Origin of the sequence: Synechococcus sp. BO 8801, from assembly GCF_002252675.1 — a bacterium.
Taxonomy (GTDB): domain Bacteria; phylum Cyanobacteriota; class Cyanobacteriia; order PCC-6307; family Cyanobiaceae; genus Cyanobium.
Genome location: NZ_NQKY01000001.1, coordinates 79315 through 98029, shown reverse-complemented (window position 1 = coordinate 98029; position 18715 = coordinate 79315). Strand labels below are relative to the sequence as shown.

At 67.4% G+C, this 18715-nt stretch carries 15 protein-coding genes and 1 pseudogene; 8 read left to right on the top strand and 8 right to left on the bottom strand.

Annotated features, from left to right (window positions below; genetic code table 11):
• Position 1 precedes the first annotated feature (1 nt).
• The 4 genes from CJZ86_RS00405 to CJZ86_RS00390 all read left to right on the top strand — a co-directional run bounded on the left by CJZ86_RS00405 (position 2) and on the right by CJZ86_RS00390 (position 5981).
• A complete protein-coding gene (locus CJZ86_RS00405) occupies positions 2-898 on the top strand; it encodes an ion transporter (protein ID WP_198960036.1) in 897 nt (298 codons plus the stop codon).
• 292 nt (positions 899-1190) lie between these two features.
• A complete protein-coding gene (locus CJZ86_RS00400; RefSeq protein ID WP_143593995.1) occupies positions 1191-1526 on the top strand; it encodes a hypothetical protein in 336 nt (111 codons plus the stop codon).
• A gap of 334 nt (positions 1527-1860) precedes the next feature.
• On the top strand, positions 1861-5217 hold the full coding sequence (locus tag CJZ86_RS00395; protein ID WP_158219471.1) for an autotransporter family protein: 3357 nt from the start codon (positions 1861-1863) through the stop codon (positions 5215-5217).
• 32 nt (positions 5218-5249) lie between these two features.
• Positions 5250-5981, top strand: coding sequence for a 3'-5' exonuclease (locus CJZ86_RS00390; protein ID WP_094583989.1), 732 nt, complete (start codon positions 5250-5252; stop codon positions 5979-5981).
• Here the strand turns inward: CJZ86_RS00390 and CJZ86_RS00385 are convergent.
• From CJZ86_RS00385 to CJZ86_RS00365, 5 genes are read right to left on the bottom strand one after another with little or no spacing between them, the layout of a single operon-like run.
• The gene (locus CJZ86_RS00385; protein ID WP_094583988.1) at positions 5945-6802 is read right to left on the bottom strand and encodes a metal ABC transporter permease; all 858 of its coding nucleotides are present in this window, start codon (positions 6800-6802) and stop codon (positions 5945-5947) included. The genes CJZ86_RS00390 and CJZ86_RS00385 overlap by 37 nt on opposite strands.
• Positions 6799-7587 (bottom strand): metal ABC transporter ATP-binding protein, encoded by a 789-nt coding sequence (locus CJZ86_RS00380; RefSeq protein WP_094583987.1) that lies wholly within the window; start codon positions 7585-7587, stop codon positions 6799-6801. Before CJZ86_RS00380 ends, CJZ86_RS00385 begins: the two co-directional genes overlap by 4 nt.
• On the bottom strand, positions 7587-8582 hold the full coding sequence (locus CJZ86_RS00375; RefSeq protein ID WP_094583986.1) for a metal ABC transporter solute-binding protein, Zn/Mn family: 996 nt from the start codon (positions 8580-8582) through the stop codon (positions 7587-7589). The genes CJZ86_RS00380 and CJZ86_RS00375 overlap by 1 nt, the downstream gene beginning before the upstream one ends.
• Positions 8579-9709: a WD40 repeat domain-containing protein gene (locus tag CJZ86_RS00370; protein WP_143593994.1), complete on the bottom strand. Its 1131-nt coding sequence runs from the start codon at positions 9707-9709 to the stop codon at positions 8579-8581. The genes CJZ86_RS00375 and CJZ86_RS00370 overlap by 4 nt, the downstream gene beginning before the upstream one ends.
• 7 nt (positions 9710-9716) lie before the next feature.
• The gene (locus tag CJZ86_RS00365; RefSeq protein WP_094583984.1) at positions 9717-10703 is read right to left on the bottom strand and encodes a CobW family GTP-binding protein; all 987 of its coding nucleotides are present in this window, start codon (positions 10701-10703) and stop codon (positions 9717-9719) included.
• 119 nt (positions 10704-10822) lie between these two features.
• On the opposite strand from CJZ86_RS00365, the pseudogene CJZ86_RS00360 reads away from it, so the two are divergent.
• Positions 10823-10999 (top strand): annotated as a pseudogene (locus tag CJZ86_RS00360) (FAD-dependent oxidoreductase); the annotation flags it as partial.
• A 362-nt stretch (positions 11000-11361) separates the two neighbouring features.
• On the opposite strand, the gene CJZ86_RS16395 reads toward CJZ86_RS00360, so the two are convergent.
• Complete coding sequence (locus CJZ86_RS16395) at positions 11362-13512, bottom strand: hypothetical protein (RefSeq protein ID WP_233133743.1); 2151 nt, start codon at positions 13510-13512, stop codon at positions 11362-11364.
• A gap of 520 nt (positions 13513-14032) precedes the next feature.
• Between CJZ86_RS16395 and CJZ86_RS00355 the strand changes: the two genes are divergently transcribed.
• Positions 14033-15514, top strand: a complete 1482-nt coding sequence (locus tag CJZ86_RS00355) for an NAD(P)/FAD-dependent oxidoreductase (RefSeq protein ID WP_094583982.1) — start codon at positions 14033-14035, stop codon at positions 15512-15514.
• Here the strand turns inward: CJZ86_RS00355 and CJZ86_RS00350 are convergent.
• Positions 15442-16209 (bottom strand): potassium channel family protein, encoded by a 768-nt coding sequence (locus CJZ86_RS00350; RefSeq protein WP_233133742.1) that lies wholly within the window; start codon positions 16207-16209, stop codon positions 15442-15444. The two genes, CJZ86_RS00355 and CJZ86_RS00350, sit on opposite strands and share 73 nt — an antisense overlap.
• A 112-nt stretch (positions 16210-16321) precedes the next feature.
• Here CJZ86_RS00350 and CJZ86_RS00345 point away from each other — a divergent pair, with 112 nt between their 5' ends.
• Positions 16322-16708: a hypothetical protein gene (locus tag CJZ86_RS00345; RefSeq protein ID WP_198960035.1), complete on the top strand. Its 387-nt coding sequence runs from the start codon at positions 16322-16324 to the stop codon at positions 16706-16708.
• A gap of 56 nt (positions 16709-16764) precedes the next feature.
• Positions 16765-17280 carry an HdeD family acid-resistance protein gene (locus CJZ86_RS00340; RefSeq protein WP_094583980.1) on the top strand — a complete coding sequence of 172 codons (516 nt, stop codon included), beginning with the start codon at positions 16765-16767 and terminating at the stop codon, positions 17278-17280.
• Between the two features lie 10 nt (positions 17281-17290).
• Here CJZ86_RS00340 and ggt read toward each other — a convergent pair.
• Positions 17291-18715: gamma-glutamyltransferase (gene ggt, locus CJZ86_RS00335; protein WP_233133741.1), on the bottom strand; the 1425-nt coding region annotated here is incomplete at its 5' end.

Here is an 18715-nt window from a genome sequence, read left to right as displayed (position 1 = left end):
AATGCTGCAGGTGCCGCTGCTGGAGCCCCTGCTGGTGCCGCTCCTGCTGGGCGGCCTGGCCGTCGTGGCCCTGGCCCTGGTGCGGCTGGTCGAGCGCCCCTGGCTGGAGCGCACCATCCTCGAGACGGACACCCCCTCCGGCAAGGCCTTCGACGCCCTGCTGATGCTGGCCATCGCCCTCAGCGTGCTGGCGGTGGTGCTGGAGAGCGATCCGCTGCTGCGGCAGCGCTGGGCCACCGCCTTCCTGGGGCTGGAGTGGGGCTTCACCCTGCTGTTCAGCCTCGAGTACCTGCTGCGGCTGCTGCTGGTGGCCGAGCCGCGGCGCTACGCCACCAGCTTCTTCGGGCTGGTGGACCTGCTGGCGATCCTGCCCACTTACCTGGGGCTGCTGATCGGCGGCGGCCAGCTGTTCCTGGTGGTGCGGGTGCTGCGGCTGCTGCGGGTGTTCCGGGTGCTGAAGCTGGGGGCCTACCTGCAGGAGGCCGAACTCCTCTGGAGCGCCCTGATCGCCGCCCGCCGCAAGATCACCGTGTTCCTGCTGGCGATGGTGACGCTGGTGATCCTGATCGGCGCCTTCATGTACGTGATCGAGGCCGGCAACGACGGCTTCCGCAGCATCCCGGTGGCCATCTACTGGGCCTGCGTCACCATCACCACGGTGGGCTACGGCGACGTGGCCCCGGTGACGCCGCTGGGGCGCTTCATGGCCTCGGTGGTGATGCTGATCGGCTACAGCATCATCGCCGTGCCCACGGGCATCCTCAGCGCCGAGATCGGCCTGTCGGTGCTGCGGCCGCCGCAGGAGGACCAGACCAGCCCGGTGGTGTGCGGGGCCTGCCTCGAGGGCGGGCATGACCCGGATGCGCGCCACTGCAAGTTCTGCGGCGCCGAACTCTGAGTGACGGCGTGGTGATGGCGCCGTGATGGTGCCAGGCCATTGTTATGGTGTGATGTCGTGGTAAACGCCGCATTCCGTTGCCGTCCATCCGTCCACCCCAGCTCACGCCAGCGGAAGGGCTGGCGTGAGCGATCATCCTTTCTCCCTGTGGCTGAAGCGCCTGGGACAATCCCGGAGCCAAGGCCGATCAAGCCAGCGCCCTGAGCCTCAACCGCGCCGGAACGACCGCAAGGCCCGGCGCCCGCGCAAAGGGAGCCCCCGAAGCCAGGGGACACCGCGATGGCGCCTGGCCGTGCTCGGCGCTTCGGGGTTGATCCTCGTCGTCACCATCGGACTGCTCGGCAAGCTGGCCTTCTCAAACGAACCCTCCCCCGAGCTGGCCATGAAGGACCGGCGGCCGGAGCAACAGGCGGATTGCGAGCAACTGGTGAAGAACAAGCTGCTGCATCCAGCCAGCTACAAACTGACCAGCCCGTTTACGAAAACCGGCGATGACGGCGCGCAGCGCACCTTCGCATGGACGTTCACCAGCCGGAGCAAGGACGGCGGCACGGGCAGGGGTTCCGCCGTCTGCAAAGCCAGCAACCACCTGCCGATCGCGACCATCGAAGTCCGGCAGGTCGAGTAGGCGGGGCGGATCGGCTTCCTGGAGCGGCTGAAGAGGCTGCTGGTGCCGCTGCTGCTGGGCGGCAACCGGGCCAACGCCCGCCACGGAAAGCACTGCAGGGCATCCCTGGGGCAAGCCCATCCAGAGACCGCCGCATCCTGAGCCCCGGGCCCGGCCATCACCGCCGACGGCTGCTGGAGGGCAGCCAACCACAACCTGCGTTTTCGTTACATCTTGAGCAGCAAGAGATCAACAAAGATCACATCGAACAGGCGAGAGTTGTGAACAACTCGCACCCCGATACGATGCCGGAAGCGGCCAACGGCGGATGAGAAAGGCAGGGAATCAGAGACAGATGGCCAGCGTTCAGGATGAACAACTCGGTCAGCCCATCGGCCAACGCATCGAGCACCCCGGTGCCAGTCATGACAACCGGAGGGCTCCGGATCGACGGCGGGGCTGGCAGGTGCTGATCAAGGACACGGCCCCCGGCGCCCTGGCCCTGCTGGTGGCTTCGGCGTTCCTCAGCCCGGTCGAGCCGGCCGCTGCCGCACCGCTGGAAGTGAAGTTCAACGGCACGATCTACACCGTCGATCTCTCCCAGTGTTTCGCCCCTGGCACGATCCTGAGCGGCTGCAATGGATCCACGGACTTCCGGCAGAGTTCCTGGTTCGGCAATGCTCAGCTGGCCCAGAGTCTTTCGGCAGCCACAGGAGACCAGCTGGGACTTCCCAATTCTTCCCTGGGAACTGGCCTGGGGCCCAATTTTGTCTGGCAGTCAGGGAGTGCTGCCCAGTTCAACGAAAGCGCGCTTCCTTTTGATGGATTTGTGTGGGATCCGATCCTGAACTTGTCCTATGCCCGAGGGGGAAGCTGGAACAGCCTCACCGGCACGTCCAACTTCAGCACCACGTGGCTGGCCAAGGAAGTGGTGGCTCCGCGGCCCCTGGCCGGTCCCATCCTGCCGGGTAACAACGGCACCAGCATCAACACCACCTCCAGCCTGCTCGCCGGCAGGCTTCTGCCCCAGTTCAAGGGCGGCACCCTGGCGGTGTCGGCCTCCGGCACGACGGTGGCCAACAATTTCAGCCTGGATGACTCCAGCACCAACGCCATTGATGCCGCTGGCAACAACGCCACCTTCAGTGGTGTGTTCGCGGATCAGGCCGGCCTCCAGGGCAGCATCAACTTCAGAAACTCGGGTGCCAACGGAGCTGTTGTGCTTCTCAGCGGCCAAAGCACCTATCAGGGCCTCACGTCCATCTGGGACAACGCCACCGTGGACATCGGCATCACCAATGCCCTGCCCACGAGCACCGAGCTGATCCTCTTTGGCAATGGACGCCTCCGCCTCAGGGACAACAACCAGACCATTGAGGCCCTCGGTGGTGCCGGTGCCATCGAACTGGGAGCCGGCAACCTCACGCTGAACCTGAATGCCCCGTTCACGCGGAACTCCAGTGTGGACATCAGCGGCAGCGGCAACCTGATCAAGGACGGCAGCTACACCCAGGTGTTCAGTGGCGCCTTGGGCCACACCGGACAGACGCTCATCAATGGCGGAAGCCTGATCCTCAACGGCACCAGCACCTCGGATGTGCTGATCCAACCCAATGCGCTGCTGGGAGGCAACGGCGTCATCAGCGCCAATGTCCTCAACTTCGGCACGGTGTCTCCGGGTCAGCAGAGCATCGGCACCCTGACCATCAACGGAGGCTCCTATCTCCAGGACACGTCCGCCACCCTGGCCATCGATGTGGCCGGATCCGGCCAGAGCGATCTGCTGCAACTGACGGGCTCCGGTGTCGGGCAGTTTCTGCTTCTGGAGGGAAACCTGCGTCTGACGAGCTTTCAGGGAGCCCCCATCACCCCCGGGATGGTCTACACCGCCGTGACCGTTCCACTTGGCACGGTCGGCGGGGACCCGGGCCTTTTTGCCGATACCGGCGGTGTGGTGGGAACCAGCGGCTTCCGGTTCGTGCGTGATGAGGACGCGGCCTTCACCTTGCTCGCCAATGGCACGGCCGTCGCCGATCCCGACAAACTTCAATTTGGCTGGCTGCAGCTCAGCCCGACGGGCTCGGTGATCCCCACCAACACCCCGCCTGGAATCGCCACGATCGCCGCCGTGAAGCCGACGGGTGGCGCCCTGACCCAGGCCATCACCGGAAGCATCCCCACCCTGCTGCAGCAGTGCACGGCGAACACCGGCAATGCCGCTGCCTGTCAATACAACCTGACCGTGGGTGGTTCCTCAGGAGCCAACGGGCCCAATGGCAACAGCATCCCCACGGCCAAAGCCCTGGATGCCGGCATGTCTTCGGTGTACGCGGCCGCGAGCCAGGGCCTCCGGGGTGGTTTTGCCATCCCCACCATCAATGGCGGCTTCAGTGGCTACAGCAGCAACCAGGCCCTGGCGGCTGCTGTCACACCGGATTTCATCGCGGTCTACGGAGCCCTCTACAGCCTCCCCAACCGGGCCCAGCTGAACCAGGCCCTCCACTCCATCACCGCCGAGCCCTATGCCTCGATGCAGACGGTGGCCCTGGCGGCGCTGGAGCAGTTTCGCCGCCAGACCCTCTCCCTGGGCGACAGCACCCAGGCCATCCGGCTGTTCACCGAAGCGGAGGTGTGCCGGGCCGCGGACGGCACCTTGATCCCCGCCGACCGCGATCCACGGCCCCTGGACTGCCAGCCCCTGAAGATCCCCCAGGCCAGCCGCTGGTCGCTGCTGATCGATGCCACCAACACCCAGGCGAGCATGACCGGCACCAACGATCTGTCCTCCCTCGACTACAACATCTTCCAGAGCAGCTACGGCCTCCAGTACGACGTCTCCAGGCAATGGAGCGTGGGAGCCAACTTCGGCTATGGCCAGGCGAATCTCTACAACATTCAGTATGCCAACGCCTCCATCAGCTCGGACACCTACAGCGGCAGCCTCTGGGGCCTCTACCGACCATCCAAACCCTGGAAGATCAAGGGAATGGTCGGTTACACCAACTTCCAGTCCAGCGCCAACCGCAGCATCAACTTCGGCAGCCTTGACCGCATCGCCACCGCCAGCTTTGGCGGTACGGGCTTCACCACGGCCCTGCAGGCCGAATACGACTGGATCCTCTCGGCGGACAAGGCCGATCGCAACGCCGTCCGGCTCAGGCCTAACGCCACGGTGGCCTACAGCCGTTACAACCAGGGGGGCTTCTCCGAATCGGGCGCCCAGTCGCTCAATCTGAGCGTCGATGGTCACAGCGCCGATTCCCTTGTCTTCGGCATCGGCTTCACCCTGGAAACCCCGCTGCAGCTGAGCAGCAGCACCCGCCTGATCCCACGGCTCTCGCTGGGCTACGCGTATGACACCTACGGGGGCACCCATCCCGATCAGGAGCAGCAGCTGACGGCCTCCTTCGCGGAGGTCCCGGCCCTGGGAGCGATCGAGGTGCTGGGCCAGAACCGCGGTGCCGACGACCTGACCGTCGGTCTGAACGTGGAACTGGAAACCTCCGACCAGTTCTCCCTCTACGCCGGGGTGGCCGGCTCCTTCCGAAGCAACGTCGATGAACTCAGCTACGGCGCCGGACTGCGCTGGCGCTTCGGTGGGCCGCCCCGGGCGGCCGTCGCCAAGGGCGGGACCGTTGCCGCACCGGCCCTGGAGACACCCGTACCTGTGCCATCCGAACCCGTCGCTCCGACCAGTCGCGGCCTTCAGTGAGCAGGATCGGGAGAACTCCGCCCGTCATGCCGATGGAGAACCCGTGCCGCAGCGAAGAACTCCGAGAGGCGGGCTGGGCCGAGCAGGATGTGCGTCGCTACAAACGACTGTGGGCCTACCGCAGCCGTTGGGGTGCCGCGAACCTTGACCGCGACGAGCGGCGCTTTCTGCGCAGCGCCGAAGCCGCCCTGTCCCGATACCGGCCCACTGCCGCGCCGGCGATCGGCGCTGGCCTGGTGGATGGTCCCCAGGGTTGCTTCGTGGCGCTGGATTTCGAGACGGCTGATCAGGGCCGCGACAGTGCCTGCTCGATCGCCCTGGTGCGGGTGGAGGGGCGCCAGATCGTGCGCCGCGAGCACCACCTGATCCGGCCGCCGCGCCGAACGTTCCTGTTCACGTCCATCCACGGGATCAGCTGGTCGCAGGTGGCCGATGCGCCCAGCTTCGCCGAGCTCTGGCCCCAGCTGGCGGCCTGCCTGGATGGGGCGCAGTTCATCGCCGCCCACAACGCCAGCTTCGATGCCGGTGTGCTGCGGGCCTGCTGCGAGCAGGCCGGCCTGCGCCCCCCGGCCCAGCCCTTCGTCTGCACCGTGCAGGTGGCCCGGCAGGCCTGGAATCTGCGGCCCACCAGGCTGCCGGATGTGTGCCGGCATCTGGGTCTGCCGCTCCAGCACCACGATGCCCTCTCCGATGCCGAGGCCTGCGCCGGCATCGTGCTGGCGGCCGGTCAGGAGGTGACGGCCGGCTTGGCCCGCAGCCGCTGAGGCCGCCCCCTCAGGCTCCAGAGCAGGGCCAGCAGGAATCCGAAGAACTGCACGATCACCACGCAGGGGCCCGACGGCAGGTTGGTGAGGCCCGAGCCGAGCAGCCCCAGCACCGCGCAGCCGCCGCCGATCACCGAAGAGAGCACCAGGTAGGTGCCGAAGCGGCGGCTCACCAGCCGGGAGGCACAGGCGGGGATCACCACGAAGGCGCTGATCAGCAGCACCCCCACCGCCTTGATCGACACCGCCACCACCACGGCGAGCAGCAGGATGAAGGCGATCCGGTGCCACTGGCTGCCCACCCCGAAGGCCCCGGCCAGATCGGCATGCAGGGTGACCAGCACCTGGGCCCGCAGGCTCACCAGCAGGTAGGCCACCGCCGCCATCAGCAGCACGGCGATCAGGGCAAGGTCCAGCCAGGAGATGCCGAGGATGTCGCCGAACAGCAGTTGCTGGATGCCGCCCTTGTAGGTCGTCACCAGGCTGAGGGCCACCACGGCGAAGGCCAGGGAGGTGGAGTAGACGATGTTCAGCAGGGCATCGGTGGGGAGCTGGCTGCGCTGCACCAGCAGGTTCACCAGCAGGGCGAACAGCACCGCGAACGGGATCAGCACCAGGGTGGGGTTGAGCCCCAGCAGGATGCCCAGGCTGATGCCCAGCAGGGCGGAATGGCCCAGGGCATCGCTGAAGAAGGACAGCTGGCGCAGCACCGCGAAGCTGCCCAGCAGGCCGCCCAGGGCCCCGGTGAGCAGCCCGCCGACCAGGGCCCGCTGCATGAACGGCTGGCCGATCACGGCGCTGAACGGGGAGAACTCCGTCATCCGATCCGGGGACGGCCCATGGGTGCCTGGCGCCGGGGATGGCTGGGAAGGTCGGCCGGGTCGTAGAGGCGCTCCAGCTGGGCCCGGGACAGGGCCAGTTCGGGATGGCCGCTGCAGCGCAGCTGGCGGTTGAGGCACAGCACCTGGTCGCAGCTGCGCCGCACCATGTCCAGGTCGTGGGAGACCTGCAGGACGGTCCAGCCCTCACTGCGGCGCAGGTCGAACAGCAGGCTGTGGAACTGCTCGGTGGAGGGGGCGTCCAGGCCGGCCTGGGCCTCATCCAGCACCAGCAGCCGCCGCGGCCGCACAACACAGAACGCCAGCAGCACCCGCTTCAGCTGCCCCCCCGAGAGCTCGCTCAGCAGGCGCTCGGCCAGGGGACCGCAGCCCGTCTTGGCCAGGGCGGAGTGCACGGCGGAGCGGCGCGCGCCACCGCCGCTCCAGGGCAGACGCGGGCCGGGCGGATCCCAGCCGAAGCCGACGAACTCGGCCACGGTGAGGGGCAGGCGCCCCTGAAGCGGCAGGGCCTGGGGCAGGAAGGCCAGCTGGGCGCGGACCTGGGCCGGCAGCTGGCCGGCGGGGCCCAGCCGGTGGCCGAGGATCCGCACCTCCCCGGCCTGGCGGGGGATCAGGCCCAGAATCGCCCCCACCAGGGAACTCTTGCCGGCCCCGTTCGGCCCCACCAGGGCCGTGTCGCTCTCGGCCGCGAGCTGGAAGCTGACGTCGTCCACCGCCAGCACCCCATCGCGCACCACCCGCAGGCCCTCGACCTCCAGCACGGCCATCAGCGGAAGGCGCTCACCAGGTCGGTGACATTGCGGCGCATCACTTCGGCGTAGGTGGCCGGGTTGCGGGAGGACTCCTCGGTGCCCGTCTCCATCGGATCGAAGACGCTGATGCGGATCCCCAGATCCCCGGCCAGGGCGTTGAAGGAGCGGTTGCCCTCCTGGGGTTCACTGAGCAGGGCCCGCAGCTGGGTGCGCTTCACCGTCTCCGCCACCCGGGCCAGATCCGCCGGCGAGGGGTTCTGCTCCGGCACATCCACCAGGTAAGCGGCCTTGAGGCCGTAGCGGTCGGCGAAGTAGGGGGCGAAGTCGTGCAGGACCACGAAGGTCTTGCCCCGGAACGGCGCCAGCTGCTTCTCGAATTCCGTGTTGAGCTGGCGCAGCTGGCCGCTGAAGGCGGCGGCGTTGCGGCGGTAGCCGTCGGCGCAGGCGGGATCGGCGGCGATCAGGCCGTCACGGATGTTGTCCACCTGCTGGGCGGCCCGCACCGGATCGAGCCAGATGTGGGGATTGATCGGGCCATGGTCATGGCCGTGGCCGTGACCGTGGTCGTCGTGGCCGTGGTCGTCGTGGGCCTCGGCCTTGGCCTCACCGCTCGCCTCCGGGTTCTCCAGGGTGGCGATGCCGCGGCTGGAGTCGATCACCTTGAGGTCGGGGTTCTCGGCCCCCTTGACCAGCTTGTCGAGGAAGGACTCCATCTCCAGACCGTTCTTGACCAGCACCCGGGCGTTCTTCAGGGCCGCCACATCCCCAGGCCTGGCCTGGAAATCGTGGGGGCCGCTGGCGGCTGGGATCAGGGCGGTCACCTCGGCGCAGTCGCCGGCCACGGCCCGGGTGAACAGGGTGATCGGCAGGAAGGTGGTCACCACCCGGGGGCGATCGGCCCGGCCGGCCTGGGCTTCCGGCGCCTGCACGGCGGGGCGGCAGCCCAGCAGCAGGGCGGACAGCCCCGCGGCCAGGGCCAGGACGGGACGACGGACGGGGGGCTGGGTCATGGGGCGAAACCTCCGGAACGGGGTGGGCGGGAAGGCTGGGGGCGGGAAGGCTGGGGGCGAGAACGGGCGGATGGGGGCAGGCTGACGGGCCAGAGCCACCACTGCCCCTGGTCGCCGCCGGCGACGAGGTGGCGGCCATCGGGTCGCCAGCTCAGGCAGGTGATCCCCTGGCCGTCGCCCTCCAGCAGTTGCTGCAGGCGGCCGCGGCCATCCCAGAGCGCCACGGTGCCATCGCTGGAGGCGCTGGCCAGCAGGCTGCTGCCGGGGGCGAAGGCCACGGCGTTGACGCGGCCCTCGTGCAGCACCAGGGGCTCCGGCTTCCAGCCCTTGGCGCCTCGATCCTGCTGGCTCCAGAGCACGGCGATGTCGGTGGAGGCCACGGCCAGCAGGGGGGCCAGGCGCCCCGGCTGATCGCACCAGGCCAGGGAGCGCACCTTGCCGGGGAAGCCGCTGAACTGCCAGCCGCGGCCGGCGGCGCCGTCGGGCCAGAGCATCAGCGAGCCGTCGAGCTGGCCACTGGCCAGCAGGGTCCCCTGGTCGGACCAGCCCAGGGCCACGCCGGCCGAGCCGGTGGCGCAGCGCTGGGGCAGGTCCCCGGGATCGTCCGGCCGCCAGAGGAGCACCTCGCCATGGCAGGCGGCCGCCAGCCGCTGGCCATCGCGGCTCCAGGCCACCGACAGCACCGTGCGCTCCAGCTCCTGACTCTCCTCCCGCAGCGCGCGGGCTTCCCCGTCCCAGAGCCGCACCCGCCGGCCGGCCCCCAACGCCAGCAGGGCGCCGTGGGGCCGCCAGGCGGCCGCATCCAGCCAGCCGGCCTGCAGCGGCACCGGATCGAAGGCCATCGGCCGCACCCCCGTGCCGCCCATCTCCCAGAGCAGCAACTCGCCGCTCTGGCCAGCCGCCATCAGAAAACGGCCGTCGGGACTGAAGCCGAGCACATCGAGGCTGCTGTCCCGCTCGCCGCGCAGCAGCTCCTCGCAGCCCGCCCGGAAGTCGAGCAGCAGCAGCTCCCCGCCGGCGGTGGCCATCGCCAGGAACTCGCCATCGGCCGACCAGGCCTGGGTGGTGATGGCGTTGCCGCAGGTGCCACAGAGACGTTCCTGCACCAGGGCCTGGGGGGGCGCCATGGCCGGATCAGGCGACACAGGCCTCAAAACCGGCCCGCAGGGCGGGTTCATCGAGATCGCGGCCGATGATCACGAAATCGGTTCTGGGGGTTTCATCCGCCCGCCAGGGACGATCCCGGGCGCTGTCGATGAGCATGTGCACCGACTGGAAGACATAGCGGTGGCTCTCGCCATCGATCTGGAGGATGCCCTTCATGCGGAACAGATCGGGACCCCGCTCGCTCACCAGCCCATCGATCCAGCGTTCCAGCTTCCTGTAACTCATCGGCCGCTCTTCGATGAAGGCCACCGAGCTCACGGCATCGTCATGTTCGTGGTCATGGTCGGAGGCAAGGAACTCCGGATCGATCTCCAGGGCCCGCTCGAGCTCGAAGGCCCCCACGCCCAGGATCTGGTCCATGGCCGCATCGGCCCGGCAGGTGGCAATCACCCGGGCCAGGGGATTGATGGCCCGGGTGCGCTGGCGAATGGCCTCGAGCGCCTCCGCCTCCACCAGATCGGTCTTGTTGAGCAGCAGCACATCGGCGAAGGCCAGCTGTTCCTGCACCTCCTCGCTCTCCCAGTGCTGCTCCACATGCCGGAGATCGACCAGGGTGACGACGGCGTCGAGCCGAAGCTGGTCCCGCAGGTCCTCATCGACGAAGAACGTCTGGATCACGGGGGCCGGATCGGCCAGGCCGGTGGTCTCGATCACCAGGTGATCGAAGCGGTCGCGGCGCTTCATCAGGTTGCCGATGATGCGGATCAGATCGCCGCGAACGGTGCAGCAGATGCAGCCATTGTTCATCTCGAAGATCTCCTCATCGGCATCGATCACCAGCTGGTTGTCGATGCCCACCTCACCGAATTCATTGACGATCACCGCCACCTTGAGGCCGTGCTCGTGGGTGAGGATGCGGTTGAGCAGGGTCGTCTTGCCGGAGCCGAGATAGCCGGTGAGGACGGTGACGGGGAGGCGATCCCGATCAGGGGCCGTGGAAGGGGCCGAGCGCATCGGAGCAGAACCCAAAGGGCCGGTCATGGGAATCATTTTCAACCTAGCAGCCCCGGCCTCTCCTGGCCGCCGTGGTGGACTGCCTACGGCTCCGTCCTGAGGTTCAGCCCCAGGGCGCCATGGCCGAATCGCCCCACGTGGTGATCGTGGGCGGTGGCTTCGCCGGGCTCAAGGCCTGCCATGTGCTGGCGGGCCGGCCGGTGCGCGTGACCCTGATCGACAGGCGCAACTTCAACCTCTTCCAGCCCCTGCTCTACCAGGTGGCCTCCGGTCTGGTGTCGGAGGCGGATGTGGCGCCTCTCAGCTCGGGTCCCTGCTGGTGGAGCATGGACTGGTCGATGCCGATCCCTGAAGGGGTCCCTGGTACGCCAGGCCGCCTGGGGTGATGATCTTCGCTGGCCAACCCCGCACCGCCAACAGCTCAGACAGATCATCCAGCCGATCGAAGCCTGTCGCTGTGCCCCCTTCACCGCCATCGGCAAGCCCTGAACGCTGGGGGGCAACCTGGCGGGCTGTTGGTCACCCATCCTCAACCACAGCCCCAGGCTCGTTGATCACATCGATAGGAAGTCAAGAAGGAGCTGTTCTTGATATGGCTGGAGAAGCCAGATGGTGTTGCCAGATGACAGGAGTAAAGAGGGCCTGGATAGATGAGGGTCTAGACATCTTTGGTGTCTTTGGATGCCGCTTTGGCCAAAGCCTGCTCTCGTTCACGCGCAAGTTTTCTGGCTCGGGCGCCAGCGAGATCCATACCAAGAAGAACGATCACACTTGCCACTAGCCCGACAGCAACCATCCAATTCAGGGCGCTGCCAACATTGATCACATGCCCGCCGACGAGGGCGGGAGCAAACCAGATGGCGATAAAGACTGGAGCCACAGCCATCGCAAAGAAAAACCACATGTCATTCAGAGTTTTTGTGTCGGCCGAAGTCGGATTGAAACGCCGAATCCAGGAGGAGACCGGTGCACCTGACTCAACACCTGGACGAACTCCGAAAAAGTTACTCAGCTCATGAGAACCCCACCGCTCCCATAGCCACCGCAACACACGACTTGATGCGTAGATCGTGATAAGGGAACCGCAGGTTGCGAACCAGACTTCTCTGCTAGGCGGCACTGGGGTCGTATGTCGAATCACGCCCGGAAACAGGACATTGACTCCGCTGGTCATCTGCGCAAAAGTCCACATGCACAATCCTCTCCAGGCCCCGGCATGGGACCAAACCACGGCCAGAGCAGAGCCTGTCGCAAGCAAGTTCGCTGCGGACAAGGACCTCACACGCCATCTCCGCCGAACCTTCCCGGTAACATAGGAACCCGTAGGCAGAGCACTCAGTGACTTCCACGGCTCACCAATAACATGCACAAGAGCCCAAGATACAAGGGAAACAAATTCTTCTGTATTCCGCCAATAGGTCGTGTGATCTCTTGCCAGAGAGCGTTCATTCACGATTTCAATTGACTCTGGCCCAATCACGTCAGACTCATGATCCATCAACGAACCATTGGAAACCGGGTCGTCGGTGGCATAGAGATCCACCCACCATAGGCCCTGCGCCCTGAATTGAGACCCGTACCAGTTAATCGCGTGAGCTGGGTACTCGAAGAGATACATGAACACCAAGAAAACAAAAATGCTGATGCCTGCCATTCCAGCAACCATGGCTCCAAACGTCCCAAGGATCTTCGCTCCAGTCAGCGAGAATCCAATCATCAGAACAGCCGCAAAAGTAAGATAGATACGGCCGAAGAAACCATCATTCTCCTTGGACATCTGCTCCAGTTCCTCAAGCTTTCGCAATCCCGATCCGAACGTCAAAAGCAAAGCAACTTCAGGTGGACGAGCATGGCGCAGCGCTCGGTGGGCCACCGCGCCACCTTGGGAGTGCGCAATCACGGCCACACGCTTGCATCGCTCCGAAAGCCAAACCAGATCACGATGCACCTGAGCGATCATGGCGGCCTGCTGCATCGGACTCGCCACCAACACCAGACTGTCACCGAGAAAACTTGCCAGCAGACCTTCCATCGCGAGCAGCACTCGGCTCAGACCAGGAATGGGCAGCAAACCAAACATCACGACAGCAGCAATGCATAACTCGAGCAATACAGCTAATGGCAAGGAAAACAACAGCATCAAAAAGTTCTTCAGCAGCGACAGCACTGCAGGAACTCGCGCAAGTCCAGATTGAGCTCTGAAAGCCCTGACCGACCGCCTGACACGAACACCGAAGTGCGACCCCATCGTCCAAGGCACGATGGCGATGAGCCAGGTGGCCAGCGTACGAAACCTAGGTGCGGCAAACGACTCAGCCCACCACGACTCGGCCATCAGCCATCGCGACTCATGCAGAGTGCCCTCCCTGTCCAACGCATGGAGCTCAAGAAGGGCATGGGATGGCGCATCATTAAACGTGGTGGTTACCTGGGCATCACGCAGGACGGCACGTGCACATACGAAGTTACCGGCGGCATCATTCACCACCTCCTCCAACGGTTTCAACGGACCTTGTGGCGTATCCATCGACAGGCCAGTGATGAGGCAATTCAGGGTCTCGAAGTGTTTGGTGGTATCAATAGAATTCCCTGGTCCGCTCCAACTCGGCGCCTTACGGGCAAGCCAGTCACGCTCCTGGGAAAAGGTAAGGCCAGTAAACGACCAACTGCGAGCAATTCCATCGAAGCGCTCCTGGAACCAGCGATAAAGTGGCTCCCCAAAGCTGACGAGTGTTGATCCCCGTTTCTGCTGTCCAATGCCATGAACGAACAGCACGCCAAGATCTTGCCTTTCGTCCGAGCTTCCCATCGTTGGAGGGGCAACGACCACAGCAGGCCTGTGCAACGAAAGTGCACGGATTCAGGACACGAGTCCCATCCTATGCCCGTCGCGACGTCCAGCCGAGAAGTCGGTTCAGGTGTTGGCTGGATTGGAGTGGTGTGACAAGGTCGGTGCGTAGCTATTCAAGGTACGTCAAAGGCCCCGTGGAGCCAATGACCTCCAGAGATGAACTCCACTCCTTGCATTCCCGCAGAATGGGACTGACCTGGCAGGAGAGATCAACTGAAGATTAACGACTCTACCCACAACTTTTCTTGCATCATCAGACAGCTGGCGTAGCCAGGCCAGAGTAAAAAACAGCGCGTCGCAGCCACGGACCCATGGGAACGGGTTAACCAGGGACATGGCGAGGCAGGGGACGTGATTTTTTTCACGATTCGAAGCAACTTCCTGCAGACCACACCTTCCCTTACCAGTCAAACCGCTGCCATTACTACAACCCCTACCCCAGTGATCTGGATACGTTGAGAGACCCTGGAGGCGTGCGATGGCCCCGGAACGCTTCTTCCTCGAGCTGGATCCGCCCCACGGCGCCATGGCCGACTGGCCCCACGTGGTGATCGTGGGCGGTGGCTTCGCCGGGCTAAAGGCCTGTCATGTGCTGGCGGGACAGCCGGTGCGCGTGACCCTGATCGACAAGCGCAACTTCAACCTCTTCCAGCCCCTGCTGTACCAGGTGGCCTCCGGCCTGGTGTCGGAGGCGGATGTGGCGTCCCCCCTGCGCCAGATGGTGGGCCAGGCCCCCAACATCCAGATCCTGCTGGGCGAGGTGATCGACATCGACACCGAGGCCAGGGAGGTGGTGTTCAACGACCACCGCTACGCCTACGACCACCTGGTCCTCGCCAGTGGATCCGGCAGCACCTACTTCGGCCACGAGGAGTGGCGGCCCCTGGCGCCGCCGATGAAGATCCTCGAGCACGCCGATGAGATCCGCCGCCGGCTGCTGATGGCCCTCGAAGAGGCCGAGCAGACCAGGGATCCCGAACGGCGCCGCTTCCTGCAGTCGGTGGTGGTGGTGGGGGCCGGGCCGGCGGGCTGCGAGCTGGCCGGCTCCCTGATCGAGCTGATGCACCGCGCCGTGGAGCGGGACTTCAAGCAGCTCGACCGGGCCCAGTGCCGGGTGATCCTGCTGGATGCGGTGGATCGGGTGCTGCCGGCGATGGCCGCCAATCTCTCCGCCGACGCCGCGGCCTACCTGGAGCGGGCCGGCGTCGAGCTGCGCCTGAACACCATGGTGGCCGCCATCGAACCGGGCCGGGTGCTCCTGCGGCGCCCCCCGGATGCCACCGGCGAGGCGGACACCGGCGACGATGGCCTCGGCGACCTGGAGGCCGCCACGATCTGCTGGACCGCCGGGGTGCGCGCCTCCCGCCTGGGCCGGCTGCTGGCCGAACGCACCGGCGCCCCCGTCGACCGGGGCGGACGGCTGCAGGTGGAGGCCGACTTCTCGCTGCCGGGGCACCCGGAGATCCGGGCGGTGGGCGACCTTTGCCACTACGCCCACACCGGCGACGGCCGGGTGCTGCCGGGCATGGCGGGGCCGGCGGTGCAGATGGGCGGCTGGGTGGCGCGCGACATCCTGGCGGGTCTGGAGGGGCGCCGCAGCGCCCCGTTCCGCTGGTTCGACCTCGGCAGCATGGCCGTGATCGGCCCCTGGTACGCGGTCGCGGATCTGCGCGGGCTGCACGTGAGCGGGCTGGCGGGCTGGATCCTGTGGGCCCTGGCCCATCTGGCCTTCATCCCCGACACCGAGAACCGCATCGCCCTGTTCAGCAAGTGGATGTGGCAGATCGCCACCCGCCAGCGCACGGCCCTGCTGATCACCGGCCGTCCCGACCAGCACCTCGGTGTGGATGTGGGGCTGGAGCGGGCCGTGCCGCCCGATGGCCTTTCTCAGTTGCCGGGGGCGCCCCCTTCCGGCCCCTTGAACCGGTTGATCAGCACCCCCAGGATCACGGCGATGTAGAGCGGCCCGGCAATGCCCAGCACCACGCTGGCCATGCGGGCCGGCGGCTTGGCCGGAGTGATGTCGCCGTAGCCGGTGGTGGTCAGGCTGACGAAGGCGAAGTAATTGATGCGGGCGAAATCCAGCTCCCAGACGCTGTGGGCGCGCCCCCCCGCCTGGGGGCGAACGATGGCGGCCTGGCCATCGGCGGTGTTGGCCAGGAAGCTGCCGGGCTGGATCGTCTCCAGCACGCTCAGCACCAGGCCACCACTGAGGCCGAGCAGGAGATAGCCGGCCACCGCCCCGACCACCACCGACCGGGTGGCCCGGGGCTCCCGGCCCAGGCTCCGCACCAGCCGCACCAGGCTCCAGCCGATGAACAGCGTGGTGATCAGCAGCAGGGGCACCCCGGACAGCCGCCGGGACTCGGGGGTCAGCAGCCAGTACAGCTGGAGAAAGGGGTTGGTGCATCCCAGCGCCAGGAACAGACGGTCGCTCCAGGAACGCCCGACCCCGCCGGCCAGGCAGCCGCTCAGTTCCACGGTGGTGAGGACCGTGATCAGGAGGTAGCTCACCGATCCGACCAGGCTCAACGTCTGGGGAAACGCCAGGCTGAGCATCACCAGCACACACAGCACCAGCAGCCGGCGGTAGAAGCGATGCCGCCGGCGCACCAGAACCTCCGGCGTCGCCGGCGCTGCCGAAGGTCGGATCACGGAGGCGATGGATCGGAACCGACAACGTACGTCGGAAGTCTGCGGCGGCCAGCGGCCCCGAGGCGCGGATCCGCCCAGCGCATCGATACTGGAAACACCCGCAAGGAGCCCCATGGCCTTCCGTTTCCGGCCCGCCGCCCGCCTGCTGCCCGCCGCCGCCGGGCTCCTGCTGGCGGTGGCGCCCCTGGCCCCGGTCCTGGCCCAGGGGATCCCCTTCAACGAGATCCGGGCCCTCAACCTGGCCCGCAACGCGGCCGTGCTCAGCAACGGCGGGCTGACGGTCTACACCCCGGCCAACTGCATGTTCAGCACCTCGGCGGCCAGCAATCCCTGCCTGGTGCGCAACGACGCCGACGGTTTCGTCTACCGCTTCCTCGGAGGCCCCCCCGGCTGGGAGGCCAAGGGGCTGCCGGCCACCACGGAAACGGAGATCAGGATCGCCCCGGACGGTCGCACGGTGGTGGCGATCCTCTACAACGGCCCGCCCCGCACCCGCTGAGCCCGGCGGTCGGCCCGGGGAAAGCGGCCTAACCTCCAGCCAGCCTCTCCAAGCCCTTGTCCGTCCCCGCTTCCCCCACCCTGCGCTGGGTCACCGCCGGCCTGCTGCTGGTGGCGGCCGTCCTCTGCCTGGCGCTTCCCTTCGTGTCGGCCACCCTGCTGACCATCGCCCTGGGCGGGGTGGCAGCGGCGGCGGGCGTCTCCCAGCTGCTGCGGCTCACCTCGGCCGATGACACCCGCAGCAAGGTGTTCCGCGCCATCTCCGGGGTGCTCTACGTGGTCGGCGGCATCGGTCTGGTGGCCTTCCCGGTGGCCAGCACCGTGAGCCTCACCCTGTTCATCGGCGTGCTGCTGGCCGTCGAGGGGGTGATGGAGCTGGCGGGCGCCGCCGCCGGCGCCGGGCCGGCCCGGGGCCTGGTGCTGCTGGATGGCATCGTCACGGTGGTGCTGGGGGGGATGCTGATCGCCGAGTGGCCCTCCGACAGCCTCTGGGCCATCGGCACCCTGTTCGGCTTCGGCCTGGCCTTCTCCGCCTTCAACCTGATCACCGCCCCCGCGGCTCCCCAGGCCTGAGGGCTGGGGCTCATTCCGCCACGGCCGGACCTTCGGCCCGGCGCGGATCCACCGTCCCAAGGCTGCCGCCCCCCGCCAGCACCTCGACGCTGTTGGCCGCCCCCATGGCCGGGGCCTGGCGGACGCCGTGGCCCATGGCTTCCAGCAGGCGGCGGCTGTCGGGGCTGAGACCTTCCTCCGCATCGATCCGGTCGGGCCAGAGCTGGCTGTGGATGCGGGGGGCGGCCACGGCACCGGCCAGGTTGAGGCCGTGCACCATCCGGTTGAGCAGCACCTGGAGGATGGTGGTGATGATGCGGCTGCCGCCGGGGCTGCCGGTGGCGAGCCAGGGGCGGCCATCGGGGCGGAACACCAGGGTGGGGGCCATGGAGCTGAGCGGGCGCTTGCCCGGTGCGATGGCGTTGGCCGTCCCCTGGCGCAGACCGAAGGCGTTGGCGCTGCCGGGCAGGGCGGTGAAGTCGTCCATCTCGTTGTTGAGCAGGAAGCCCATCCCCGGCACGCTGATGCCGTTGCCGTAGGGGAAGTTGAGGGTGGTGGTGAGGGCCGCCAGGCCGCCCTGCCGGTCGGCCACCGAGAGATGGGTGGTGTTGGTGCCTTCTGTGGCGGCGGCCGCCTCAAGGGCCGGAGCCGGGGTGTGGCGCTGCGGATCGATGCGGCGGCGCAGGCGATCGAGGTGGGCCGGCGACAGCAGCCGTTCCACCGGAACCGGCACCTGGTCGGGGTCGCCGAGCAGGGCGTTGCGGTCGCGGTAGGCCAGGTTCATGGCCTCGGCCATGGGGTGGAGGCTGGCGGCGCTGTTCAGGCCGGTGGCGGCCAGGTCGAAGGGCTCAAGGATCCCCAGCAGCTGCAGCAGGGTGAGCCCGCCCCCGGGCGGCGGCATGGTGAGCACCGGATGGCCGCGGAACTCGCGGCGCAGGGGCCGCACCAGCTGGGCGCGGTAGGCGCGCAGATCGCCGTGGGTGATCAGGCCGCCACCCCGCTCCATGGCGCCCACCAGGGCGTCGGCCACCGGCCCTGTGTAGAAGCCCCGCTCCCCCTCGGCGGCGATGCGCCGCAGGCTGGCCGCCAGCTCGCCCTGGCGCAACACGGTGCCCGGGACCGGCGGCGGCAGGAACAGGCTTCGGGAGACAGGATCGGCCTGCAGCCGCGGGGCGGCGGCGGCCAGGGAATCGCCCAGCTCACGGCTCACCGGGAAGCCCTGGGCCGCCAGCCGGATCGCCGGCGCCATCACCTGGGCCAGGGGCAGACGGCCGTAGCAGCGCTGGGCCAGGGCCAGGCCGGCGACGCTGCCGGGCACGGCGGTGCTGAGCAGGCTGCGGGTGGCGCGGGACCGGTCCACCTGGCCGTCGGGGCCAAGGAACATCGTGGCCGAGGCGGCCGCCGGGGCCGTCTCGCGGAAGTTCACCGCCACCGCCGTGCCGCCGCCGATGGCCAG